Origin of the sequence: Nonomuraea sp. NPDC049028 (assembly GCF_043197735.1) — a bacterium.
GTDB lineage: Bacteria > Actinomycetota > Actinomycetes > Streptosporangiales > Streptosporangiaceae > Nonomuraea.
In genome coordinates this window covers 484116-506115 of sequence record NZ_JBICTR010000003.1, presented here as the reverse complement: position 1 = coordinate 506115, position 22000 = coordinate 484116, and the positions used below count along the sequence as shown (strand labels likewise).

The 22000-nt window shown below is 69.2% G+C and carries 26 protein-coding genes and 1 tRNA gene; 17 read left to right on the top strand and 10 right to left on the bottom strand.

The window, feature by feature from the left end:
• Positions 1–161 precede the first annotated feature (161 nt).
• Positions 162–926, top strand: a complete 765-nt coding sequence (locus tag ACGFJ2_RS13260) for a nuclease-related domain-containing protein (protein ID WP_357950725.1) — start codon at positions 162–164, stop codon at positions 924–926.
• Here ACGFJ2_RS13260 and ACGFJ2_RS13255 read toward each other — a convergent pair.
• Both ACGFJ2_RS13255 and ACGFJ2_RS13250 read right to left on the bottom strand, forming a co-directional pair.
• Positions 923–2284 (bottom strand): VWA domain-containing protein, encoded by a 1362-nt coding sequence (locus ACGFJ2_RS13255; protein WP_393467729.1) that lies wholly within the window; start codon positions 2282–2284, stop codon positions 923–925. The two genes, ACGFJ2_RS13260 and ACGFJ2_RS13255, sit on opposite strands and share 4 nt — an antisense overlap.
• The gene (locus ACGFJ2_RS13250) at positions 2281–3117 is read right to left on the bottom strand and encodes a MoxR family ATPase (protein WP_358178300.1); all 837 of its coding nucleotides are present in this window, start codon (positions 3115–3117) and stop codon (positions 2281–2283) included. Before ACGFJ2_RS13250 ends, ACGFJ2_RS13255 begins: the two co-directional genes overlap by 4 nt.
• A 100-nt stretch (positions 3118–3217) precedes the next feature.
• Here ACGFJ2_RS13250 and ACGFJ2_RS13245 point away from each other — a divergent pair.
• A tRNA-Lys gene (locus ACGFJ2_RS13245) sits at positions 3218–3291 on the top strand.
• Between the two features lie 60 nt (positions 3292–3351).
• Here ACGFJ2_RS13245 and ACGFJ2_RS13240 read toward each other — a convergent pair.
• The 3 genes from ACGFJ2_RS13240 to ACGFJ2_RS13230 all read right to left on the bottom strand — a co-directional run bounded on the left by ACGFJ2_RS13240 (position 3352) and on the right by ACGFJ2_RS13230 (position 5606).
• Positions 3352–3849 (bottom strand): universal stress protein, encoded by a 498-nt coding sequence (locus ACGFJ2_RS13240; RefSeq protein ID WP_357950733.1) that lies wholly within the window; start codon positions 3847–3849, stop codon positions 3352–3354.
• 39 nt (positions 3850–3888) lie between these two features.
• A complete protein-coding gene (locus tag ACGFJ2_RS13235; RefSeq protein ID WP_393467725.1) occupies positions 3889–5319 on the bottom strand; it encodes an MFS transporter in 1431 nt (476 codons plus the stop codon).
• 128 nt (positions 5320–5447) lie between these two features.
• Positions 5448–5606 (bottom strand): hypothetical protein, encoded by a 159-nt coding sequence (locus ACGFJ2_RS13230; RefSeq protein ID WP_358178297.1) that lies wholly within the window; start codon positions 5604–5606, stop codon positions 5448–5450.
• 237 nt (positions 5607–5843) lie between these two features.
• Here ACGFJ2_RS13230 and ACGFJ2_RS13225 point away from each other — a divergent pair, with 237 nt between their 5' ends.
• Genes ACGFJ2_RS13225 through ACGFJ2_RS13210 form a run of 4 tightly spaced genes read left to right on the top strand, consistent with a single transcriptional unit; the run spans position 5844 to position 9609 of the window.
• Positions 5844–6125, top strand: a complete 282-nt coding sequence (locus ACGFJ2_RS13225; RefSeq protein WP_357956311.1) for a metal-sensitive transcriptional regulator — start codon at positions 5844–5846, stop codon at positions 6123–6125.
• A 22-nt stretch (positions 6126–6147) separates the two neighbouring features.
• Positions 6148–6360, top strand: a complete 213-nt coding sequence (locus ACGFJ2_RS13220; RefSeq protein WP_357956308.1) for a cation transporter — start codon at positions 6148–6150, stop codon at positions 6358–6360.
• The gene (locus tag ACGFJ2_RS13215; protein WP_393467721.1) at positions 6357–7331 is read left to right on the top strand and encodes a hypothetical protein; all 975 of its coding nucleotides are present in this window, start codon (positions 6357–6359) and stop codon (positions 7329–7331) included. The genes ACGFJ2_RS13220 and ACGFJ2_RS13215 overlap by 4 nt, the downstream gene beginning before the upstream one ends.
• A 34-nt stretch (positions 7332–7365) precedes the next feature.
• Positions 7366–9609: a heavy metal translocating P-type ATPase gene (locus ACGFJ2_RS13210; RefSeq protein WP_357956305.1), complete on the top strand. Its 2244-nt coding sequence runs from the start codon at positions 7366–7368 to the stop codon at positions 9607–9609.
• 71 nt (positions 9610–9680) lie between these two features.
• On the opposite strand, the gene ACGFJ2_RS13205 is transcribed toward ACGFJ2_RS13210, so the two are convergent.
• The 3 genes from ACGFJ2_RS13205 to ACGFJ2_RS13195 all read right to left on the bottom strand — a co-directional run bounded on the left by ACGFJ2_RS13205 (position 9681) and on the right by ACGFJ2_RS13195 (position 11128).
• Complete coding sequence (locus ACGFJ2_RS13205; RefSeq protein WP_393467718.1) at positions 9681–9899, bottom strand: hypothetical protein; 219 nt, start codon at positions 9897–9899, stop codon at positions 9681–9683.
• A 168-nt stretch (positions 9900–10067) separates the two neighbouring features.
• Positions 10068–10604, bottom strand: coding sequence for an ATP-binding protein (locus tag ACGFJ2_RS13200; RefSeq protein WP_393467715.1), 537 nt, complete (start codon positions 10602–10604; stop codon positions 10068–10070).
• A gap of 227 nt (positions 10605–10831) precedes the next feature.
• Entirely contained in the window at positions 10832–11128 is a 297-nt protein-coding gene (locus ACGFJ2_RS13195) for a hypothetical protein (RefSeq protein WP_357956300.1), read from the bottom strand.
• A 134-nt stretch (positions 11129–11262) separates the two neighbouring features.
• Between ACGFJ2_RS13195 and ACGFJ2_RS13190 the strand changes: the two genes are divergently transcribed.
• The 4 genes from ACGFJ2_RS13190 to ACGFJ2_RS13175 all read left to right on the top strand — a co-directional run bounded on the left by ACGFJ2_RS13190 (position 11263) and on the right by ACGFJ2_RS13175 (position 13923).
• Positions 11263–12630, top strand: a complete 1368-nt coding sequence (locus ACGFJ2_RS13190; RefSeq protein ID WP_357956297.1) for a tetratricopeptide repeat protein — start codon at positions 11263–11265, stop codon at positions 12628–12630.
• Between the two features lie 13 nt (positions 12631–12643).
• A complete protein-coding gene (locus ACGFJ2_RS13185; protein WP_357956294.1) occupies positions 12644–13126 on the top strand; it encodes an NUDIX domain-containing protein in 483 nt (160 codons plus the stop codon).
• The gene (locus ACGFJ2_RS13180; protein WP_357956293.1) at positions 13126–13446 is read left to right on the top strand and encodes a cyclic-phosphate processing receiver domain-containing protein; all 321 of its coding nucleotides are present in this window, start codon (positions 13126–13128) and stop codon (positions 13444–13446) included. Before ACGFJ2_RS13185 ends, ACGFJ2_RS13180 begins: the two co-directional genes overlap by 1 nt.
• Positions 13447–13632: 186 nt before the next feature.
• Complete coding sequence (locus tag ACGFJ2_RS13175; RefSeq protein ID WP_357956291.1) at positions 13633–13923, top strand: hypothetical protein; 291 nt, start codon at positions 13633–13635, stop codon at positions 13921–13923.
• 64 nt (positions 13924–13987) lie between these two features.
• Here the strand turns inward: ACGFJ2_RS13175 and ACGFJ2_RS13170 are convergent, their stop codons facing one another.
• Positions 13988–15322 carry a hypothetical protein gene (locus ACGFJ2_RS13170; protein ID WP_357956289.1) on the bottom strand — a complete coding sequence of 445 codons (1335 nt, stop codon included), beginning with the start codon at positions 15320–15322 and terminating at the stop codon, positions 13988–13990.
• Between ACGFJ2_RS13170 and ACGFJ2_RS13165 the strand changes: the two genes are divergently transcribed.
• Entirely contained in the window at positions 15316–15807 is a 492-nt protein-coding gene (locus ACGFJ2_RS13165; RefSeq protein ID WP_358178289.1) for a hypothetical protein, read from the top strand. The genes ACGFJ2_RS13170 and ACGFJ2_RS13165 overlap by 7 nt on opposite strands.
• A gap of 91 nt (positions 15808–15898) precedes the next feature.
• On the opposite strand, the gene ACGFJ2_RS13160 is transcribed toward ACGFJ2_RS13165, so the two are convergent.
• Complete coding sequence (locus tag ACGFJ2_RS13160; protein WP_393467709.1) at positions 15899–16495, bottom strand: NUDIX hydrolase; 597 nt, start codon at positions 16493–16495, stop codon at positions 15899–15901.
• A 172-nt stretch (positions 16496–16667) separates the two neighbouring features.
• On the opposite strand from ACGFJ2_RS13160, the gene ACGFJ2_RS13155 reads away from it, so the two are divergent.
• From ACGFJ2_RS13155 to egtD, 6 genes are all read left to right on the top strand, one after another.
• Positions 16668–17306, top strand: a complete 639-nt coding sequence (locus tag ACGFJ2_RS13155) for a sigma-70 family RNA polymerase sigma factor (RefSeq protein WP_357956280.1) — start codon at positions 16668–16670, stop codon at positions 17304–17306.
• Positions 17307–17375: 69 nt separating this feature from the next.
• Complete coding sequence (locus ACGFJ2_RS13150) at positions 17376–17615, top strand: zf-HC2 domain-containing protein (RefSeq protein WP_357956278.1); 240 nt, start codon at positions 17376–17378, stop codon at positions 17613–17615.
• A 149-nt stretch (positions 17616–17764) separates the two neighbouring features.
• Positions 17765–18970, top strand: a complete 1206-nt coding sequence (gene egtA, locus ACGFJ2_RS13145; protein ID WP_357956276.1) for an ergothioneine biosynthesis glutamate--cysteine ligase EgtA — start codon at positions 17765–17767, stop codon at positions 18968–18970.
• Entirely contained in the window at positions 18967–20259 is a 1293-nt protein-coding gene (egtB, locus tag ACGFJ2_RS13140; protein ID WP_393467704.1) for an ergothioneine biosynthesis protein EgtB, read from the top strand. The genes egtA and egtB overlap by 4 nt, the downstream gene beginning before the upstream one ends.
• 1 nt (position 20260) lies before the next feature.
• On the top strand, positions 20261–20959 hold the full coding sequence (gene egtC, locus ACGFJ2_RS13135; protein ID WP_393467701.1) for an ergothioneine biosynthesis protein EgtC: 699 nt from the start codon (positions 20261–20263) through the stop codon (positions 20957–20959).
• A gap of 18 nt (positions 20960–20977) precedes the next feature.
• Positions 20978–21949, top strand: coding sequence for an L-histidine N(alpha)-methyltransferase (gene egtD / locus ACGFJ2_RS13130; RefSeq protein WP_393467698.1), 972 nt, complete (start codon positions 20978–20980; stop codon positions 21947–21949).
• The last annotated feature ends 51 nt before the right edge of the window (positions 21950–22000 follow it).

The following is a 22000-nucleotide window of genomic DNA, read 5'->3' as shown; positions in this document are numbered from 1 at the left end:
CATACCGACTGGTCGGTTGATGGACTTCCCGCAGGTGCTATTTCCGTCACCTTAGGGTCCCCTTGCTTCCGTTGGGGTCAGGTGGGGTATTAATTGACTCAGCGAGGGATCTTCGGCGTGGCAGATCCTGATGGTTCAGCGACTCATTGGGGGAGTTTGCCGTGCCTGGTGGCTCGATCTACGTGCAGCAGGACGAGAAGTTCACTGGGGCCTCGCCTCAGTGGTACTACGAGAAGTTCTGGCGGGAGGACGCCAACAACCGCAAGCGATCAAGGATGATCAAGGCGGGCGTGGGCTTCGTGGCCGGCATCGGCCTGGCGATCCGGTTCGACCTGGCGCTCACCGCCTTCTACGGCGTCGCCCTCGCGGGCATCGTGGCCGGCGTCGACTGGTACATCGCCTGGCGCTCCTTCCACGCGACCGCGGTCTGGCGTGGCCGGCGGCGCGGTGAGGTGATCACCGGCCGGATGCTCCGCCGCTCGCTCGGCAAGCTCGGCTACAGCGTCCTGGACGGCCGGGCCATCAGGGATCAGGCCTCCATCGACCACCTCGTGATCGGCCCCGGCGGGCTGTGGGCCATCGACAACGAGTCGTGGAGCCCCGACACCGAGATCGCCACCTACAACGGGCGGCTGTTCTTCGGCGAGAAGTACGGCACCAAGGTGGCCAAGTCTCTCATCGAGACCTCCAACGCCTTCGCCGAGCTGCTGACTCGCGAGACCGGCATCCCGGTGACGATCACGCCGCTGCTCGCCGTGCACTGCGGCCTGCTGCCGCGCGGCGGCCAGGTCACGGCGGAGGGCCTCACGCTGCTCAAGCCGAGCCTGGCGGCCCGGCGCGTCAAGGCGACCGCCGGCGAGGTGCTCGACGAGCAGCAGATCGAGCTGCTCACCCGCACCGCCGCCCGGGAGCTCCAGCGCGCCTAGGCCAAGTCCTGGATGAACGCGCTGAGCTGCGCGACGTTGCGGCACTCGTACATCGGCACGACCGCGTCGTAGTCGGTGGCGATGGAGTCGCCCGTGTCCCACTGCTGCCGGGGCTCCGGGTTGAGCCAGTAGGCGTGGCGGGCCTTCGCGGCCAGGGCGCGCAGGGTGTCGACGGCGGCCGGCTGGTAGTTGGAGCGGGCGTCGCCCAGGATCAGCAGCGAGGTCTTGGGGCCGATCGCGTCGCCGTAGCGCTCGGCGAAGCGCTCGAAGGAGTGGCCGTAGTTCGTGCGCCCGAAGCGGACCATGTCCGCCTCGTTGGCCAGCCGGGTCATCGCCTCCACCACGTCCGCGCCGGGGACGAAGAAGCGGGTGATCTCGTCGACCGTGTCCACGAACCCGAACGCCCGTACCTTGGTGAACTGCTCCCTCAGCGCGTACGTGAGCAGCAGCGTGAAGTGCGCGAACGACGAGACCGAGTCGCTGGTGTCACAGAGGATCACCAGCTCGGGCTTGTGCGGCCGAGGCGGCTTGAAATGGGTGGTCAGCGGCACGCCGCCGCTCTGCAGCGAGGCCCGCATGGTGCGGCGGAAGTCGAGCCGCCCGCGCCGGCCCTTCCTGTGCTTGATCGTCAGCCTGGCCGCCAGGCGCCGGGCCAGCGGGTAGACCTCGCGCCGCAGCCTGGCCAGGTCCGCCTTGGTGATGCGCAGGAAGTCGAGCTGGTCGAGCGGGGGGCGTACGGCCGAGCGGGCGATGCGTTCGACGCCGGAGTCCTCGGCGATCCGGCGGCGCACGTCGGTGGCGACCGCCTCCTCGAAGCGCCTGATGCCGGAGTTCACCCGCTGGCGGGCGGTCTTCTCGGCCAGTCCGCCGCGCTCCTGGCCGGCCAGGACCTCCTGGAGGATCCGGGCCATGAGCGTCTCGGGGGACAGGGCGCGCAGGACGCTGTAGGAGAACCAGTTCTGGCGGCCGGGACCAGCCGGCTGGCGGCCGAACCGCCCGACCATGGCCCTGGCGAACTCCCGCATCTCAGCTTCACTGCCCGTGGTCAGCAGCCTGGCCAGCTGGTCACGCAGCTCACTGAGCTCAGCGGTGTCGCTCTTTACGGCGCTTTCTTCGTACAGACCAGTGGTAGACGACGGGAACCACAGGTCGAACAGCATGTCGAACCCGGGACGGTGCCCCGGCTTCTTGACCAGCGTCGCCGCGTAGGCGGCGCGCAGCGACTCGCGCTCGGTCAGATCGATCACCCGCAGCGCCCGCGCGGCGTCGAGCCCTTCGGCCAGCGACACGGGCAATTCCGCCTCGCGCAGCGCGTGCACGAACCCGACATGCCTGTCGACCAGCGAGGTGTCACTCATGAGGGCAGCCCGAGCTCCTTGACCGCGCGAGCGTGGTCGGAGGCGTGCTTGAGCACCACGCCCAGCGTGCCGGCCACCGTCGGCTCGTCCAGCTCGTCGCGCCCGAGCGCGAGCAGCGTGTTGGCCCAGTCGACCGTCTCCGCCACCGACGGCGCCTTCTTCAGCTCCATGGCGCGCAGCGTGGCGACCGTCCTGGCCAGCTGCTCGGCCAGGTCCGCGCGGATCGTCGGCACCTGGCTGAGCACGATGTCGCGCTCGCGTTCGGGCGTCGGGTATTCGATGTGCAGATAGAGGCAGCGCCGCTTGAGCGCCTCGGACAGCTCGCGGGTCGCGTTCGAGGTCAGCACGACGTACGGCTTGCGGACCGCGCTGATCGTGCCCAGCTCGGGGATCGTCACCTGGAAGTCCGACAGGAGCTCCAGCAGCAGCCCCTCGACCTCCACATCCGCCTTGTCCGTCTCGTCGATGAGCAGCACGGTCGGCACCCCGGCCCTGATCGCCTTGAGCAGCGGCCGCTCCAGCAGGAACTCCTCGCTGAAGATGTCGTCATCGGCACTCGTGGCCTGGATGCGCAGGAGCTGCTTCTTGTAGTTCCACTCGTACAGGGCCCTGGCCTCGTCGAGCCCTTCGTAGCACTGCAACCTGACCAGCTGGGCGCCGGTCGCCAGCGCCACGGCCTTGGCCAGCTGCGTCTTGCCCACCCCCGCGGGGCCCTCGACCAGCAGCGGCTTGCCGAGGGCGGCGGCGAGGAACACCGAGGTGGAGATGGCGTCGTCGGAGAGATAGTCAACGGCGGCGAGCCGCTCGGTCACGTCGGCGGGCGAGTCGAACATCGATGCTCCTGTCTGCTTGCCGAACTTTATTCTAGCGGCTGGCAGGCGGGTGATACCGATTCGACCAGGATGCGGAGTGCCGGTATATTCCTCTCTGCAAGCGCCGCTAGCTCAGTTGGTTAGAGCAGCTGACTCTTAATCAGCGGGTCCGGGGTTCGAGTCCCTGGCGGCGCACCGCACGGAAACCCCAGCTCATCGATGTTGAGCTGGGGTTTCTCGTTTTTCAAGCAGCTCTCAGCGAACGGCGCGATGCTCAGTGTGGCGACGGGCGTCCGCGAGCGGCTTGGACGGGATGACCAGTGTGGGCCTGCCCGAGGTGTGGACCACGTGGGTGGAGGTGCTTCCGGCGACAAGTGCCCGTAGTCCTTGCCTGCCTCGTGAGCCGATCACGATGAGCGAGGCGTCGATCTCCTCCGCGACATCGGCGATGGCGTCGGCGACGGTCTCCTCGGGGATCGAGGCGACCCGGGGTTCGGCCTTCAGCCCGAGTCCGCGGGCGAGATCCGCGCCTTCGGTGGCCAGTCGTTCGGAGGCGTCGAGGGTCTTGTCGTCGAAGTCGCGCAGCTCGTCCAGGGCGGGGTGGCCTTCCAGGTGTGCGGCGAGGCTCTCCAGTGGCTGCCGGGCGTAGAGGACCACGGCGGGGGCGCCGGGAAAGAGCCGGGCGGTCTCTTCGAGCGCATGGCGGGCGCCGGATGAGCCGTCGTAAGCGATGAGGATCGGTGTGGTGGTCATGGGTTACTCCTTGAAAGCGGGGCTCAGAGAGCAAGGTGGTCAGTGGCCGCTGTGCGTGGTGGCGGGCTCGGACGCGGCCGGCTCGGTGCGGTGGGAGCGCAGCGTCAGCCCGGCGAGCAGGGCGCCGACGGCGGCGATGCCGGCGGCGCCGATGAAGGCGGAGGAGAAGCCGTTGGTCAGGGCGGGCAGGTTGCCGAGTTGTCCGGCGCCGTTGGCGGCGGCGACGGCGGTCATGGCGGCCAGGCCGAGGGCCGAGCCGACCTGGTAGCTGGTGTTGACGATGCCGGAGGCGAGGCCGCCTTCCTCTGGGCGGGCGGAGGAGATGGCGGTGCCGAGTGAGGGGATGAAGGCCAGGGACATGCCGAGGGCGGCGACGAGGCTGGCGGGCAGCACGTCGGTGGCGAAGCTGCCGTTCGGGCTGATCAGTGACAGCCACCCCATACCTGCGGCGAGCAGGGCCAGGCCGACCACGGTGGTCGCCTTGGGGCCGAAGCGGCCGATCGCGCGGGGTGCCAGGACGATCATGCCGACCATGATGAGGACGGTCATCGGCACCAGCGCCGCGCCGCTCGGGAAGGCGCTGTAGCCGAGGACCTGCTGCAGGTAGAGGTTGAGGAAGAACCACATCGGGATCCACGCGCCGCCGAGCAGCAGTTGGGTGAGGTTGGCGGCGGAGAGGTTCGGAGCACGGAAGATCGACAGCCGCATCAGCGGCTCGCGGCGTCGGGCCTGGATCGCGACGAAGCCGCCGAGCAGGGCCACGGCGCCGACCAGCACGAGCCAGGTCTGCGCGGAACCCCAGCCGATCTCAGGTGCCCGGACGATGGCGTACACGGCGGAGGCGAGGCCGGCGGTGACGGTCAGCGCGCCGACCACGTCGATGGAGCCGCGCTGGGACTGTACGGCGGGCATCAGCGGCTTGTTGGCCAGCAGGACCACGATGGCGATGGGGATGTTGATGTAGAAGACCCAGGGCCAGCTCAGGTATTCGGTGATGACGCCGCCGAGGAAGACGCCGGCGGTGCCGCCCGCCGGTGCCGCGGCGCCGTACAGGGCCATGGCCTTGGTGAGTTCCCGGGGGTCGTGGCCGAAGAGCATCATGAGCAGGGTGAGGGCGGACGGCGCGATCAGGGCGGCGCCGGCGCCCTGGATCACGCGGCCGGCCAGCTCCACCCACACCTCGGGGGCGATGCCGGCGACGAGCGAGCCGGCCAGCAGGATGACCCAGCCGGCGCCGAACACGCGGCGGGCGCCGAACAGGTCGGACAGTCGGCCGCCGAGCAGCAGCAGGCCGCCGAAGGCGACGACGTAGGCGTTGAAGACCCACGACAGGTTCTCCTGGGAGAAGCCGAGGCTTTCCTGGATGCGGGGGAGGGCCACGCCGATGATCGACGTGTCCATGATGACGATGAACTGGGCGGTGGCGATCAGGGCCAGGGCGGCCCATCGCCGGGGAGATGGAGCAGACATCAGCGGTTCTCCATGCCATACGGGGGTAGGGTATGCGGACTCGCAAACGATTCCGCGAGAGGCGGGTTCGTGTGCGACTCGGGGTATTGCTGGCTTAATGAATACCCTCGGGGGGTATCTGTCAAGCGCTACCGACCCACTTCTTGCCGGCGTCGAAGCGCGACGAGGGTGATCGCCGCTGATGGAAGCGCCAGGGCGAAATCGATGGCCATGCCCACCGTCAGCCCGACGAGTTCCTGGATCCAGCCGAGTGCCCCGTACAGCGCGCCCCCGAGGGCGGCCGACATGCCCAGGACCATGCCGGCCGCGGTCGCCGGTGACTCCGGAGCCAGGTCGCGTCGTTGACGACATGAACCGCGGCGAGGAAGGCGGCCAGTCGGGTCCCGCTGAGCACGCCCGGCCTGCGCATCACATGTGGCATCTCATCCTCCTGGATTTCGTCAGCCTTGTTGGGCTTCTGTTGTCCGGAATACCGTAGGGGGGTATGGTGTTGTTCCCGGCGACGAAGGATGGGAGGTCCGGACATGGCCGGATATGGCGGAACCAAGAAGGATCACGCGATGCGGTTGCGCCGCGTCGAGGGGCAGGTCCGCGGCCTGCAGCGCATGGTCGAAGACGACAAATACTGCATCGACATCCTCACTCAGGTGTCCGCGGCGACCAGTGCGCTGAAGTCGTTCTCCCTGTCGCTGCTGGAGGAGCACCTGGCCCACTGCGTCGCCGAGGCCACGCGGAAGGGCGGCCCGGAGGCCGACGCGAAAGTCAAGGAAGCCGCCGACGCCATCGCCAGACTTGTCCGTTCCTGATCGACCTTGAGGAGAGACCGATATGAGCACTGCCACCTACACCGTCAAGGGCATGACCTGCGGCCACTGCGTCAGCTCGGTCAAAGAAGAGGTCAGCGAAGTGGCCGGCGTGACCAACGTCGAGGTGGACCTGGCCACCGGACTGCTGACCGTTGACAGCGACGACTCCATTGACCCGGCGAAGATCGTTGCCGCGGTGGAGGAAGCCGGATACGAAGTGGCGAATCAGTCGTGAACACCGCAGCCAAGCTCGGCGCCTATGTCCTGGGGCTGGCCGTCGTCTTCGGCGGCGCTCTTGGGGCGGGCAAGGCGGTAGGGCCGGTCGGGACGCCCCCGGCCGAGGATCACAGCGCCATGACGGCGCCCACCACGAGCGCGAGCGCGGGTCACGACCAGCACGCCACCCAGCAGGCCAAAAGCGATACCCCTGGGGGGCTCCAAGTGTCCGAGAACGGTTACACCCTCGTCCCACTCACCGAGGCACTCAAGCCCGGTGAGCCCGCAGACTTCCAGTTCACCGTGACCGGCCCCGACGGCAAGCCGGTCACCGACTACAAGGTCGAGCACGACAAGAAACTCCACTTCATCGTGGTCTCCCGCGACCTGGGCACCTTCCAGCACCTGCACCCCACTGAGGCGGGCAACGGCGTGTGGTCGGTCAAGCTGACGCTGCCGGACGCGGGCACGTACCGAGCCTTCGCCGACTTCTCACCGGTCGGCGGTGAAGCCCTGACACTGGGCACCGACCTGGCGGCGGCGGGCGACTACGAGCCCAAGGCCCTGCCCGGGGAGAGCCGCACCGCGACGGTCGACGGATACACCGTCACCCTTGACGGAGACCTGGCCCCCGGGCAGTCGAGCAAGCTCACGTTGAAGGTTGCCAAGGACGGCAAGCCGGTCACCGACCTGCAGCCCTACCTCGGCGCCTACGGTCACCTGGTGGCCCTGCGCGCCAAGGACCTGGCCTACCTTCACGTCCACCCGGACGGCGAGCCCGGCGACGGCAAGACCCCGGCAGGCCCCGAGATCGTCTTCTACGCCGAGGTGCCCAGCACCGGCGACTACCGGCTGTTCCTGGACTTCCAGCACGACGGCGAGGTCCGTACCGCGGACTTCACCCTTGGCGCCGGCGAGCAGTCCGCCCTCCCCAAGGCGACTCCGACGGCCACCCCCAGCGGCCACGGCGCTGATGGCCACGGCCACTGAGTGAGAGAGCGGAGCGAGAGAAAGGAGCACGGTGATGACTTCGGTCACCGATGACCGGCAGAACGCGGTCGAACTCTCGATCGGCGGCATGACCTGCGCCTCGTGCGCCAACCGCATCGAGCGCAAGCTGAACAAGATGGACGGCGTGACCGCCACGGTCAACTACGCCACGGAGAAGGCGAAGGTGACCTTCCCCGATGGCGTGGATCCGCAGCAGTTGATCGCGGAGGTGGAGAAGACCGGCTACACGGCCGCGCTCCCCGCCCCTCCCAAGACGGAGGGGGCGCAGGCGGTCGCGCAAGAGCCGGAGGACGAACTCCGACCCCTGCGCAACCGCCTCATCACCTCCGTGGTGCTGGCTGTGCCCGTGATCGCGATGGCGATGATCCCGCCGCTGCAGTTCACCAACTGGCAGTGGCTGTCGCTGGTGCTGGCCGCGCCGGTGGTGGTGTACGCGGGCTGGCCCTTCCACAAGGCCGCCTGGACCAACCTCCGGCACGGCGCCGCCACGATGGACACGCTGATCTCGATCGGTACGCTGGCCGCGCTCGGCTGGTCGCTGTGGGCGCTGTTCTTCGGCACGGCCGGCACGCCGGGCATGACGCACCCGTTCGCGTTCACCATCGAGCGCACCGACGGCACCGGCAACATCTACCTCGAGGCCGCGGCAGGGGTCACGGCGTTCATCCTGGCGGGACGCTATTTCGAGTCCCGCTCCAAGCGGCGGGCCGGGGCGGCGTTGCGGGCGCTGCTGGAGCTCGGTGCCAAGGACGTCGCGGTGTTGCGCGACGGCGTGGAGACCCGGATTCCCGCCGACCAGCTGACGGCCGGGGACCGGTTCGTCGTACGGCCGGGCGAGAAGATCGCCACGGACGGCGTCATCGAGGAGGGCACGTCGGCGGTCGACGCCTCCATGCTGACCGGTGAGTCCGTGCCGGTCGAGGTCCGTGTGGGCGACGCGGTCACCGGCGCCACCGTGAACGCCGGCGGCCGGCTCGTCGTACGGGCGACCCGGGTGGGCGCCGACACCCAACTCGCCCAGATGGCCAAGCTGGTGGAGGAGGCCCAGACCGGCAAGGCGGCCGTGCAACGGCTGGCCGACCGCATCTCCGGCATCTTCGTCCCGATCGTGATCGCGCTGGCCATCGGTACGCTCGGCTTCTGGCTGGGCACCGGCGACGGCGTGGGCGCGGCCTTTACCGCCGCGGTCGCGGTGCTGATCATCGCCTGCCCGTGCGCGCTCGGCCTGGCCACGCCGACCGCCCTGCTGGTCGGCACCGGCCGGGGCGCCCAGCTCGGGATCCTGATCAAGGGTCCGGAAGTGCTGGAGTCCACCCGCAAGATCGACACCGTGGTGCTGGACAAGACCGGCACGGTCACCGAGGGCCGCATGACCCTCACCGATGTCCACGTCGCCGATGGCGAGGACGAGGCCAAGGTGCTGCGCCTGGCCGGGGCGCTGGAGCACGCCTCTGAGCACCCGATCGCCCGGGCCATCGCCAAGGGCGCCGCGGCCCGGGTCGGCGAACTGCCCACGCCGGAAGACTTCGCCAACGTCGAAGGACTCGGCGTGCAGGGCATCGTGGACGGTCACGCGGTGCTGGTCGGCCGGCCCCGGCTGCTGGAGGAGTGGTCCCAGCACCTGCCCGCCGATCTGGAGCGGGAGCTGCACGCCGCACAGGCCGCCGGTCGCACGGCCGTCGCGGTCGGGTGGGACGGACAGGCCCGTGCCGTGCTGGTGGTGGCCGACGTGGTCAAGTCGACCAGCCAGGAGGCCATCACCCAGCTCCGCGCGCTCGGTCTCACGCCGGTTCTGCTGACCGGTGACAACGAGGCCGTGGCCCGTACGGTGGCGGCCGAGGTGGGCATCGCCGAGGTGATCGCCGAGGTACTGCCCGCCGACAAGGTGGACGTGGTCAAGAAGCTGCAGGCCGAGGGCCGGGTCGTGGCCATGGTCGGCGACGGGGTCAACGACGCCGCCGCGCTGGCCCAGGCCGACCTCGGGCTGGCGATGGGCACCGGCACCGACGCCGCGATCGAGGCGAGCGACCTCACGCTGGTACGCGGCGACCTGCGGGTGGCCGCCGACGCGATCCGGTTGTCCCGGCGCACGTTGTCCACCATCAAGGGCAACCTGTTCTGGGCCTTCGCCTACAACGTGGCCGCCCTTCCGCTGGCGGCGCTGGGTCTGCTCAACCCGATGATCGCCGGCGCCGCGATGGCGTTCTCCAGCGTCTTCGTGGTGAGCAACAGCCTCCGGCTGCGCCGCTTCAAGTAAGAACCGCATCGAAATGGCTCCGAGCAGCGCTGCTCGGAGCCATTTCGATGCGCTCGGTGTGGTGCTGCCGCCTACGGCTGGTAGATGGTCCGGAAGGTGGCGCCGCTGTCCACCGACTCGTAGACCATGCCGTTCATGGCAGCGGCCAGGAGATGCTCGGCGGACACCGCCGTGAAGGCGACGGGTCGCATGGGCAGGCGTCCCCCTGGCTGCCAGGTCGCTCCCGGGTCGGTGCTGCTCCGCACCTGCCCGTCAGGGTTCACGCCGACCAGACCTTTCCCGCCGGTCACGTCCAGGAACGTACTTAACGACTTCGGTCCGCGATTCGGGAGGCTAATGCCTCGGCTTCTGCGCCACTACCTTGCCTTCCGGGTATCACGTAAACCTACTTGGGTCCGTCCTGCCCTTATCCTTGCGCTCAAGGAGGGCCAGCCTGATTTCAGCAGGCTGGGCCTCCCCTAAGACACCAGGAGCCGCAACGCCTCAGGCGGCACCTCCTCGACCGGGTCGGGCAGGGCGAGGCCAGCCCACACGAAATGGCCGAGCGCGTCACTCCCGCACGCACCCGTCGTCACCGCCAACTCCGCCACGATCGCCAGACCGCGTCCGCTGAGCGCGACCCCCGCCAGATCCTCCAGGCCTTCGAGATCGTCGTCCAGGGTGGGCTCGTGAGAGCACGGGGTGGGCTCTCCGATCAGCCACCCCGCTCCGCCCAGATCGACGACACCGACCCGCACCAGCGTCCCGAAGGCCAGCTCCACGCCGAACCAGCCCCCCGGCCGCCCCGAACGCGTGTAGAGCACGCTGTTGTTGGCTAGCTCGTTCACAACTAGACCGGCGTCGTCCTCGCGGCCGGTGCCGGTGAACAGTTCCTCCACCAGCTTGCGCGCCCGACGCACCTGCTCGGGTACGCCCGCGAACGTGTAGCGGAGCACACCAGGCGGAGCGGCGGCCCGCCAAGCATTCGCCGAGGCTCCGGTGGTTGTGTTGTGCATGGGTTCTCCCTTGTTCGGGTGCCGACCGCCGGGCGGCGGCCGGAAGATCAAGACTCCGCCCGCTCCAGCAGGCGCCGATATGGGGTCCGCCGCCATCGTGGTCACCTCTTACCGGCCGCCTCTCTCCCACGTTCGGCTGGCGCCGCTCCCTGACGTCTCACCCCGGGAAGGGGCGATCGTCACTGCCGATGTTGCTCGGCCCCGGTAGCGGCGCGGAGGTGTCACCTTTAGCACCCGCCTAGGAGGATCGGACCGCCCCCTGAGGCGTGTGGATGGCGGGGGCGAACGGGAGCCTCGGGGTCGAGGGTGACGCGGTGACCATCCACGGTGATGCCGGGGATGCGGTTCCAGCGCGGGTCGAACGTCTCGGGCAGCTCGACACTGATCTTGTCGTGGATGGCAGTGGACACTTGGGTTCCTCCGTTCGAGGAGACGAGGTGCTCCCCGAGGAGCTCGGGGACGAGGTCCCTCGGATGCTTTCGCTCCACACCTGTGACGACGTCGAGGCCGGTCTGAGCGGTCATCAGTCGACTCCTTCCGCGGACGCGTTCTCACGCTCCGTATTGGGGTTGCTGCTAACAGTGGCCCCGCACGAACAGGACCGCTATGGTCGAAGGAGTCGCAGAGCGTTTAATCGGTTTATCCATAGGGAGTTCCGATGGCGAGGCCCCCTGGCCAGCGCTCCCCGAATGACCGGCTGCGGGAGATGATCTCGGCTTCCGGCCTGGGCTATGAGGGAGTTGCTCGCGCCGTCGTGCGTGTCGCTGCGGAGAACGGCGAAGCGCTGCGCACCAACAAGTCGGCCATCGCGCACTGGGTGGCGGGCATCGAGCCGGGTGAACGCACCATCGGCTACCTCGTCGAAGCACTCTCGCGCCGCGCCGGGCGTCCGGTGACCCGCCAGCAACTCGGGTTCTTCGCCGATGAACCGCCAGCGCTCGAGGGTACAGAGCCCATCGAGACCGCGACCCTTCTCGGCCGAACCGATGTCGAGAACAGGCGCTATCTCGCTACGGCCGTCTACACCGCCGCCCACGTGAGAATGCCCCTCGACTACGACGCCGAGGCAGTGAGCAGGCTCCTCCGGGCGCGCACAGGACTGTCCCGAGTCGGAGCGGCCGAGGTAGTTGTCGTCCGGCAGATCACCAAGGCGTTCGGCGCGGCCGACGAACGCCTCGGCGGCGGACACGGGCTGTCCACCGTCGCGGCCTACCTTTCCGACACCGTCGCCCCCATACTGTCGGGACGCTTCACCGACGAAGCAACACGACGCGACGCATTCAGCGCCGCAGCCGAACTTGCCTGGCTACTCGGATGGAAACACCACGACCTCAGCCACGAAGGCGCGGCCCAGCGGTATTACCTCACCGGCTTCCAACTCGCCATCGAAGCCGACCCCGGCGCCCACGCCGCCTGGATGATGCGAGCGATCGCCCACCAAGCACTCAGCTTGACGGAACGCCACCACAGCCGAGATCTCATCGAAGCCGCTCTCAAGCGAGCCGAAGGTCGCTGCGACGGCGCGACCAAGGCGCTCCTACACATCACGCACGCAAGGTCGAACGCGGCACTCGGGGAGAAGGCCGGCGCCGCACGAGCACTTCTCGCGGCAGAAGACGCACTGAGTCGTTCCGGAGATCCGCAGCCCTCGTACTCGCTGCTCATGGGACCGGCCTCGGGAACCGTCGACTCCCACACCGCGAGAACCCTGACCGAGATCGGTGATCACCTCGGCACCGAGGCTCGCCACCGGGCGGCGTTCACCTCCTGGGACCCCGCCGCCTACCCGCGCGTCCATCTACTCACTCACATGGACCTCGGCGACTGCCTCGCCGTCCAAGCACGAGCCGACGAAGCGATCGGAGCCTGGAGCCAGGCACTCGACCTCGCCGAAGGGATGGCGTCGGGCCGCAGCAGGACCGCCCTGGCGGGAATCCGCCCGACCCTCGCCGTCTACAAACACCGAGGCGTCCCTGGAGCAGCCCTACTGGAACAACGCATCCGGCATGCGGCCACCGCCGCATGAAAGGATCGCACCCATGCCCATGCCCGGCACCGCACTGCCCCCCGCACTCGAAGCGCACACCCTCCTCGTTGCCGCCGTCATCATCCACGACCAGGAGCAGAGACGGGTACTGCTCATCCGGCGAGGACGCCAGGCGAAGTTCGCCCCTGACCATTGGGACCTCCCCGTCGGCAAAGCCGGTAAGGGCGAAGTGATCACCCAGACCGCAGTCCGCGAACTCAAGGAGGAAACCGGCCTGGTTGTAGACCCCGCCGACCTCCGCGTGGCCGGTCTGATCCACTGCGCCTGGGGCGTCGAAGCACCGAACGGCTTCGTCACCGTCGTCTTCGTCGCCAGCGAATGGAGCGGCGACCCCTTCAACGCCGAACCACACAACCACGGTGACGTCGCGTGGCATCCGGTCGACGAAGTGCCCGAGGCATTCGTGTCGACCACCCGGACCGCACTGATCAACTACCTCAACAGCGGTCCCATGGTGACCACCGAAGGCTTCTGATGTCGGAATCGCTCATCCTCGGCATCGATGACCTGCGGCCGCTGCCCAGAGCTTCACAGGTCGCCCGCACCAGCAAGGAGGGCATCCGGCTTCTCCAGGAACACCGCGACGGCTTCATCGACGAACTCTGGCTCGACCACGACCTGGGCGGCGACGACAGCATCATGCCTGTCGTGACGCTCCTGGAGGAGGCGGCCTTCAACGGGCAGCCCTTCCATATCGGAGCGATCTTCGTCCACAGCGCCAACCCGATCGGTGCGGAGACGGTCGTCCGCGTCCTTACACGGTGGGACTACCGAGTCCGACGAGCAGTCGCCTGAATCGACGGAGCCGCCCGCTTGCCAGCGTCGTGAAAACCAGGTTGGCCCAGTCCTCTGCGCCCGGTATCGTCCACCGTCCTGACCTTGCGATCGATTGATCACCTCTGGAAGGGGGCAGCGCTCGTGTCCGGTGGAAGCGCAACGACGACCCTCTGGCGTCCGACCGGCCCGAAGGAGCTGGAGCTCGTGCGAGCCCTGAACTGGCGGGCGTGGCCGCCGCGCCTGACCGAGCAGCCGATCTTCTACCCGGTTCTCAACGAGGACTACGCGATCAAGATCGCCCGGGACTGGAACGTCAAGCACGATGGTGCCGGGTTCGTCACCCGCTTCGAGGTCGAATCTGAGTTCCTTTCGCGCTACCCGGTCCAGCAGGCCGGTGGCCAAACGATCCTGGAGCTATGGGTTCCCGCCGAGGATCTCGACGCCTTCAACGCTCACATCGTCGGGCCGATCGAGGTCGTTCACGAGTTCCGCTGAAGGCCCCAGCCCACTCAGGGGCTGTCCCAGGGGGACCAGATCCCAGTGATCAGGCCCAGCCACCTCACCCTCCTCCTCGATTTACCGACCGGCCTGGCTGTGCCCAGGGAGGTGGCCTGTCCCGCGCGGCCGAGATTGCTTTTGCGGTGGGCCGTCCAGCAGACTGCGGAACCCTTTCGAGCGGTATGCCCAACGCCTCCGCCCAACGACGACGCCAGGCGAGTCCACGTTGAGCCCTGCGTTCCACGCGGGTTTGAGCCTTGCGGCGGCGGCGCTCGACCTCGGCTAGGGCTGCGCTCTCCGACCGGAGCCAGGGCGGCGGATTTCGCAGCAAACCTGCCACATGCTGGGCCGACCAGCGGCCGCTACTGGGGCGCACCTGCCGGATCACATCGACCGGCAGGCTGAACAGCTCGGCCACCGATGCGTCGGAGAGCCTGGTGGCTGCGCGGATGGCCGCGTCGACGGCTGCCTGCTCGGCGCTTTGGCGCCGGGACGCGTCCGCCACGGCACGGCTTGCCGCCGCTTGGGCGGCTCGGCGTAGCTCCTCATCGGCTCGGGCGTGCAGGAACCAGGCCGGTGGTGCGGAAAGCAGCTCACGCAGGGCCGGAGCGAACAGGTGGTCGCCAAGGCGCGGAAAATCGGCGGGGAACGCGTCAACAGGCACGCCGAGGGCATCCGTTGGCGCGGTCAGCAGGGTGACCGCCTCGGTTGCGAGGGGAAGGAGCGAGCCGAGCATGGCATCGAGGTCAGGGCGGGAGAGCCGGGCCGTGCGGAGCGTCGCGAGGAGTTCGGTGATACGAGGGTCATGAAGATAGGCGAGGCGACGAAGCGGACCCGGTCTGGTGCCGGAAGCCTCCATGAGCGCGGCCGCCCAGACGAGCACCTGGATCGGGTCTCCGTCGTGACAGGGCATGGCCCGTTTCAGCAGGGCCCGTGCTGCCACCGCCCTCTCCTTGTTGAGCTTGCGGGTCGCCGCTGCCTTGCGCGCTGCTTCGGACCGCGAAAGGGCCCGGGCCGCGGCGCGCAGTTCGGTGTCGGCCCGGACGAGGTCGGCGAGCGCGTCGATGTCGGCGGCGCGGTAGTAGCGGATGGTGAGTGTCCGGCCGTACTTCTGGATCTCATCGACGGCGACGGGCGCCAGTCGGTCGGCGAGGCGTTTGAAACGTTGAGGTGAAATGCCCAGCCTGATCGCCGCCTGGGTGGCGTTACAGCGATGTTCGGCGGCGAGCAGGCGTTGGAAGCGCTCGGTGTCCGCCTTCGCCGCGTTGACCGAGACGGGGTCGAATGTGCGGTCCGGCAGGCGGCGGAGCAGGCTGGTCTCGACCGCGAGCTCGACTTCCCAGACGGCGAGGCCGAGCTCCTCGCGCACCTTCTTCATGCCCAGACCGCGTGCCATGGACAACAGAGTGTCACCGGCCTACGACAGTTTCCAGGCCCGCGATCCTGCAGGGGTTCCTCACCTTCTGGCGGCGCAACGGCGAGATCCTGCAAAGCCGCGAGACCTATCACGAGGCCGCCTGTCACCTGATCTTCATGGCTTGGCTGCATCGGGTGGTCAACGGCGGCGGTGTGATCGACCGTGAGTACGCCCTGGGTCGTGGGCGCATCGACATCTGCGTCCAATGGCCCTACACAGACGCCGATGGCAAGCGCTGCTGGCAGTGGGAGGACATCGAATTCAAGGTTCATCAACCCAGACAGCCCGACCCCGTCGAAGACGGCCTGCACCAGCTCGACGGTTACCTCGATCGCCTCGACCTGAGCCACGACACCCTCATCGTCTTCGACCGCCGGCCCACCGCCCCACACCTTCTGGAGCGCAGCGCCATCGAACAGGTCACCAGCCCGCGCGGTCACGCCGTCACCCTCGTCCGGGCATGAAGGGTCACACGCCGACATCCAGGGAGTCAGGCCAGGTGACGCCGACCCCCCAGGTCATTGCTGACCAGGGGTTTTGGCGTTCCTGGCTGCTCTAATGTGACGTACGGGCCTGCAGGAGGTCGGCCAGGAGATGGAGCAGGGCCGCCGCCGTGGTCGCGGACGTGATGGCCTGCTCGCTGATCAGCCGCTGGATGCCCAGCACCGGCAGCCATTCGGCCCGCTCTCGTTCGTCAGCCCGTTCGTCAGCCCGTTCGTCAGCCCGTTCGTGAGCCTTTTCGCCGACCGGCGCAGTCTGGTCGTCGGTCGGCGTGGCGACGGGGGTGGCCTGGTAGGCGACGAAGATCACGTGGTCGCTGTCGGCGACGTCCTCGGCGGTGCGGATCCGGATCAGCGGCATCAGGGGACCGGGCCGCCAGCCGGTCTGCTCCTCCACGAGACGGGCCGCGGCCCTCTCCGGGTCCTCGTCCGGGCCGATCTCGCCGAGCGGGATCTCCCACCCCCACGTGTCGGTGACCGGGCGGTGCCGCCACAGCAGCAGAGCGCGCCCGGCGTGAAAGACCACCGCTCCGGCGGCCTGCGGTGTGCGGACGAAGGGTTGCTCCACGTGCCCGCCGTCGGTCAGTTCGAGGTCCACGACGCGAAGATCAACCCCATTCGCCGCGTAGAGCAGCCTTTCCGACCGACTCATGGGACGCTCCTCACCGATTCGCCGGGGACTCGCTCCTTCGAGCATACGCACGGGGATGACCCGGCATCCCGGGCGCATGGACGTCGGCGGGGGAGATTAGCCTGGTAAAGGCCGGGGTCGGTTCGACCTGGATGTCATTGATGTCCCGACGTCTGACCGGAGGGAAGCGATCGTGGGGTCTTTCGCGGGCGGAGAGTTGCCTTCGGATGACGTCATCGTTCCGGCCCTGCGCGCGGGCGATGAGGCGATGTTCGCGGCGCTGCTCGACACCTGGTCCCGGGGCATGCTCCGGGTGGCCAGGTCGTACGTGCCCACCGACCACGCCGCGGAAGAGGTCGTCCAGGACACCTGGCTGGCGGTGATCGGCGGGATCGACGACTTCGAGGGCCGTTCGTCGGTCAAGACGTGGATTTTCCGCATACTGGTCAACGCGGCGAAGAAACGCGGCGTACGCGAGAGGCGCACGCTGCCGTGGAGCGCCGTCAAGGACGACGGCGGCGCGATCGCGGGCCAGAGCCTCGACCCGGTGCCGCCTGGCGGTTGGCGGGATCCGCCCGCGGCATGGCCGACGCCCGAGAAAGAGGTGCTGGCCTCGGAGGTGCGCGGCCTGATCGGCGAGGTACTGGCCAGGCTGCCGCCCCGGCAGCGGACCGTGATCACGCTGCGGGACGTGGAGGGCTGCACCTCCGACGAGGTGTGCGAGATCATGAAGATCTCCGCCGCCAACCAGCGGGTCCTGTTGCATCGCGCCCGCGTCGCGGTGCGCGGGTGGCTGGCGGACTACTTCGAGTTCGCGAGACAGCCGGACTGACCTCATCCGCTCCGTGCGGCGGCACAATAGGTGAAACGGTTCATTCAGCAGACGAGGGCGGTCAACGTCGTGAAGCGCTTCACATGCGGCGAGCTGGTGGGACTCCTCACCGCCTACCTTGACGACGCCCTCGATCCGCCCGAGCGCGAGGGTGTGCACGCCCACCTGACCGGCTGCGAGGGGTGCGGCCGCTACTTAGAACAGTTCCGCGCGACCATCGTCGCCCTGGGCGACCCGCCCCCGGAGAAACTCTCCGCCGACGTGCGCGATCGGCTCATGTCCGCGTTCCGCGAGCGCCGGCGGCCATGAGGCGCGAGCCCCCCATGTGACCGCTCATCCAATTACCCGAATTCCGTGTGTAACGCTCGCGCGGTTCGTGGGTCTGTAGATGGGGCCACCGTTGCCTGCGGTGGACCGCTGGACCATCAGAGACCCATGCGCCACGCGAAGGGGAAACGATGATCGGGCTTACGGCCGAGAGTCCGCCGTTGCAGGACGCCTCGGAGGTGGTGGACTTCGCGCGTCGCTGCTTTTGTCCCGCCGCCGCGGACCTGGTGGGCGTGGAGCTGGAATTCCTGATCTTCGACCGTACGGCGGCAACGAGGCATGTCCCGCTGGCCAGGATCGAGCGGGCCATGCCCGAGCTGCCCGGTGGCAGCCGGTTGACCTTCGAACCGGGCGGGCAGCTCGAACTGTCCGGCCCGACGGGCCCGCTGCCGGAGTCGCTGGCCCGCCTGGCCGCCGACGTGGCCGCCGTGCGCGCCGCCCTGCGGGCGTCGGGGCTGGTGCTGGCCGGCGTCGGTCTCGATCCTGTACGGCCGGCCCGGCGCCAGCTGCGCCTACCCCGGTACGACGCGATGGCCGAGTTCCTCGGGGTGCCGTACGGACAGCTCATGATGTGCTCGACCGCGTCGATCCAGGTCAACCTGGACCTGGGCGAGCGGCCGGCGGCGCGCTGGGAACGGGCGCACGCGCTCGGCCCCGTGCTGATGGCGGCCTTCGCCAACTCGCCGCTGCGCGATGGCCGGCCGTGCGGCTGGATGTCGGGCCGCCAGGCCGTCTGGGATCACCTCGACCGCACCAGAACCTCGCCCGTCCCCGCCTCGGACGATCCCGCCGCGGACTGGGCCGAATACCTGCTGGATGCCCGGCTCATGCTGGTACGGGAGGACGAGCAGAGCTATCGCACCGTCCGTGACGGCTCCAGCTTCCGCGACTGGCTGAACGCCGACGGCCGGCGGCGGCCCACCGCCGAGGACCTGGCCTACCACGCCACGACGCTGTTTCCACCAGTGCGGCCCCGGGGCTGGCTGGAGATCCGCTACCTCGACGCCCAGCACCCGGCGATCTGGCCGGTCTGTGTGGCCGTGACCCATGCCCTCATCACCGACGACCGCGCCGCTGACGCCGCGATGGCCGCCGCGGAGCCGTACCGACGGCTCTGGGGGGTGGCGGCGCGGTGCGGGCTGGCCGACCCGCGCCTGCGCCGGGCCGCCGAGGAGTGCTTCCGCGCCGCGCTGGAGGCGCTGCCGCGCTGCGGCGCGGGTCCCGGCCTGGTCGGCGAGGTGGCCGCGTTCGCCGACCGGCACGTGAGCGCGGGCCGCTCACCGGCCTCCTACCTGCTGGATCTCCCGAACTGGCCGAGCGACGAAGGATGGGAATGAACGACATCAAGGAACGTATCGCGGCCGAGCTCATCGCGGTGCGCGACCGGTCACTCACCTACACGGCCGCGGAGGACGACCTGCTGGTACGCCAGCACTCCCCGCTGATGTCGCCGCTGGTCTGGGACCTGGCGCACGTGGGCAACTACGAGGAGCTCTGGGTGCTGCGTGAGGCCGGGGGCATCGACCCGCTCCGGCCCGAGATCGACGACATCTACGACGCGTTCAAGACACCGCGCAAGGATCGCCCCAGTCTGCCCTTCCTGGGTCCGGCCGAGGCCCGCCGCTACATTGAGGGCGTACGCGGGCGGGTGCTCGACGTGCTCGACGCGATCGACCTGGACGGGCCCGCCCCGCTGCACCGCGACGGCTTCGTGTTCGGCCTGGTGATCCAGCACGAGCATCAGCACGACGAGACCATGCTCGCCACCCTGCAGCTGTCCGGGCAACCCGGGCTGGTGCGCGACGGTGACCTTCCGCCGGGCCGGAGCGAGGGTCCGGAAGAGGTCTTCGTGCCCGCGGGCTCCTTCCTCATGGGTACCGACACGCTGCCCTGGGCGTACGACAACGAGCGGCCGGCGCACCGGGTGGACCTGCCCGCGTACTCGATCGACCGGCTGCCCGTCGGCAACCGCGCCTACGCGGCGTTCATCGAGGACGGCGGCTACGACGACTCGCGCTGGTGGTCCGCGGAGGGCTGGCAGTGGCGGCAGCGGAGCGGCGTCTTCGCCCCGCTGTTCTGGGTCAGGGACGGGGGCGCCTGGTGGCGTACCCGTTTCGGCCGTACCGAGCCGGTCCCGATGGATGAGCCGGTCCAGCACGTGTCCTGGTACGAGGCCGACGCCTACGCCCGCTGGGCGGGCAAGCGGCTGCCCACCGAGGCCGAATGGGAGAAGGCCTGCGGCTGGGACGCTCGCTCCGGGAAGGCGCGCCGGTACCCCTGGGGTGAGGACGCCCCAAGCGCGGAGCGGGCGAACCTCGGGCATCGCGCCGCCCATCCCGCGCCGTTGGGCGCCTACCCGGCCGCGGCCAGCCCTTACGGGGCCGAGCAGATGGTGGGAGATGTCTGGGAATGGACCGCCTCCTGGTTCCAGCCCTACCCCGGTTTCCGCAGCTTCCCGTACAAGGAGTACAGCGAGGTGTTCTTCGGCGAGGAGTACCGGGTGCTGCGCGGCGGCTCCTGGGCGGCCGATCCGGCGGCGGTGCGGACCACGTTCAGGAACTGGGACTACCCGATCCGCCGGCAGATCTTCAGCGGCTTCCGCTGCGCCCGTTCGGAGCTGGTCTAACGTGTGCAGGCACGCGGCCTGGCTGGGCGCCGCCCGCCCGCTCGCCGCGCTCATCAACGAGCCGGAACATGGGCTGCTGAAGCAGTCGTACGCGCCGCGGCGGCAGCGTTTCGGCATGATCAACGCCGACGGGTACGGCATGGGCTGGTATGAGCAGGAACCGGTGCGCTATCGCCGTGCCATCCCCATGTGGGCCGACGCCAACCTGCCCGGACTCGCCCGGATCGTTCGCTCGACCTGCCTGCTGGCGGCCGTACGCTCGGCCACCGTCGGCATGCCGATCGAGGAGAGTGCCACCGCGCCGTTCACCGACGGGCGGTGGCTGCTCAGCCACAACGGGCGCGTCGAGCGGGACGCGGTCAGAGATCTGGCCGACAGCGCGGAAAGCGCGTGCGACGCCGCCTGGGTCGCCGCGGCCGTGTTCCAGCGCGGGCACGCCGGGCTGGGCCTGGGCGAGGCGCTCGCCGAGGTGGTCGTCCGCGCCGGGGAGAAGGACCCCGGCGCCCGCCTGAACCTGCTCGCCTGCGACGGCGCGTCGATCGCCGCGACCGTCTGGGGCGACACCCTCTTCCATCACCGACTCCACGACGGCGTGCTGGTGGCCAGCGAGCCGCTCGACGACCTGCCCGGATGGCAGGCCGTACCCGAGCGCAGCCTGCTCACCGTCACCCGCGACGACGTACGCGTCCAGCCGTTGTAATCCACTTCAGGAGGCATCGTGCCTGTCAGCCAGTCGACCGTGCAGGTGATCAACTATCTTGACCGCGACTATCTGCGCCAGGCGCTCGAACACGATGTCAGGGCCGGGCTGACAGCCGTGCCCAAGTGGCTGCCGCCCAAGTGGTTCTACGACGCCGCGGGCAGCGAGTTGTTCTCCCGCATCACCCGGTTGCCCGAGTATTACCCGACCCGGCGCGAGCTGGCCATCCTGCGCGCGCGGGCCGCGGACCTGGCCGCCGCCAGCGGCGCGGACACGCTGGTCGAGCTGGGCTCGGGCACCAGCGAGAAGACCGTTCTGCTGCTGGAGGCGCTCGCCGCGCGTGTCTACACGCCGGTGGACGTCGACGCGGTCACCCTCACGGAGGCGGCGCACCGGCTGGCCGGGCGCTTCCCCGGGCTGCGGGTGAAGGCGGTGTGCGCCGACTTCGAGCGCCATCTGGCGCTGCTGCCGCGTACCGGAAGGCGGATGGTGGCCTTCCTCGGCGGCACGATCGGCAACCTCGAACCAGCCGCCCGCGAGCTGTTCATGAAAGACCTGCGGGCCACGCTCCAGCCCGGGGACACGTTCCTGCTGGGGGCGGACCTGGTGAAGGACACCGAGCGGCTGGTGGCGGCCTACGACGACCCGGCCGGGGTGACGGCCGCCTTCAACAGGAACGTGCTGCGGGTGATCAACCGGGAACTGGAGGCGGACTTCGACCCGGAGGCGTTCGAGCACGTGGCGCTGTACGACGAGCGGCAGGAGTGGATCGAGATGCGGCTGCGGGCAAGCCGCGACATGCGGGTGCGGATCGGCGGGCTGGGGCTGGTCACCGACTTCGCGGAGGGGGAGGAGATACGGACGGAGATCAGCGCGAAGTTCCGGCCGGAGGGGCTGTGGGCGGAGCTTGTGGGGGCGGGCTTCAAGGTGCGCCGTCGCTACACGGACCCGGCCGGGGACTTCACCCTGGTCCTGGCCGAGCCCAGCTGAAAGTTTCAGCAGCGTCGTCGGCCTTGTCCAAGGTCGGCGTAGGTGCCATGC

What these genes read in the sequence shown, in the direction of transcription:
- ACGFJ2_RS13255 (WP_393467729.1), bottom strand. Translation starts at nt 2,284, where the DNA reads ATGAGTGACACCTCGCTGGTCGACAGGCATGTCGGGTTCGTGCACGCG.
- ACGFJ2_RS13250 (WP_358178300.1), bottom strand. Translation starts at nt 3,117, where the DNA reads ATGTTCGACTCGCCCGCCGACGTGACCGAGCGGCTCGCCGCCGTTGAC.
- ACGFJ2_RS13240 (WP_357950733.1), bottom strand. Translation starts at nt 3,849, where the DNA reads ATGACCACCACACCGATCCTCATCGCTTACGACGGCTCATCCGGCGCC.
- ACGFJ2_RS13235 (WP_393467725.1), bottom strand. Translation starts at nt 5,319, where the DNA reads ATGTCTGCTCCATCTCCCCGGCGATGGGCCGCCCTGGCCCTGATCGCC.
- ACGFJ2_RS13230 (WP_358178297.1), bottom strand. Translation starts at nt 5,606, where the DNA reads ATGTCGGCCGCCCTCGGGGGCGCGCTGTACGGGGCACTCGGCTGGATC.
- ACGFJ2_RS13225 (WP_357956311.1), top strand. Translation starts at nt 5,844, where the DNA reads ATGGCCGGATATGGCGGAACCAAGAAGGATCACGCGATGCGGTTGCGC.
- ACGFJ2_RS13220 (WP_357956308.1), top strand. Translation starts at nt 6,148, where the DNA reads ATGAGCACTGCCACCTACACCGTCAAGGGCATGACCTGCGGCCACTGC.
- ACGFJ2_RS13210 (WP_357956305.1), top strand. Translation starts at nt 7,366, where the DNA reads ATGACTTCGGTCACCGATGACCGGCAGAACGCGGTCGAACTCTCGATC.
- ACGFJ2_RS13200 (WP_393467715.1), bottom strand. Translation starts at nt 10,604, where the DNA reads ATGCACAACACAACCACCGGAGCCTCGGCGAATGCTTGGCGGGCCGCC.
- ACGFJ2_RS13195 (WP_357956300.1), bottom strand. Translation starts at nt 11,128, where the DNA reads ATGACCGCTCAGACCGGCCTCGACGTCGTCACAGGTGTGGAGCGAAAG.
- ACGFJ2_RS13190 (WP_357956297.1), top strand. Translation starts at nt 11,263, where the DNA reads ATGGCGAGGCCCCCTGGCCAGCGCTCCCCGAATGACCGGCTGCGGGAG.
- ACGFJ2_RS13185 (WP_357956294.1), top strand. Translation starts at nt 12,644, where the DNA reads ATGCCCATGCCCGGCACCGCACTGCCCCCCGCACTCGAAGCGCACACC.
- ACGFJ2_RS13180 (WP_357956293.1), top strand. Translation starts at nt 13,126, where the DNA reads ATGTCGGAATCGCTCATCCTCGGCATCGATGACCTGCGGCCGCTGCCC.
- ACGFJ2_RS13170 (WP_357956289.1), bottom strand. Translation starts at nt 15,322, where the DNA reads ATGGCACGCGGTCTGGGCATGAAGAAGGTGCGCGAGGAGCTCGGCCTC.
- ACGFJ2_RS13160 (WP_393467709.1), bottom strand. Translation starts at nt 16,495, where the DNA reads ATGAGTCGGTCGGAAAGGCTGCTCTACGCGGCGAATGGGGTTGATCTT.
- egtA (WP_357956276.1), top strand. Translation starts at nt 17,765, where the DNA reads ATGATCGGGCTTACGGCCGAGAGTCCGCCGTTGCAGGACGCCTCGGAG.
- egtB (WP_393467704.1), top strand. Translation starts at nt 18,967, where the DNA reads ATGAACGACATCAAGGAACGTATCGCGGCCGAGCTCATCGCGGTGCGC.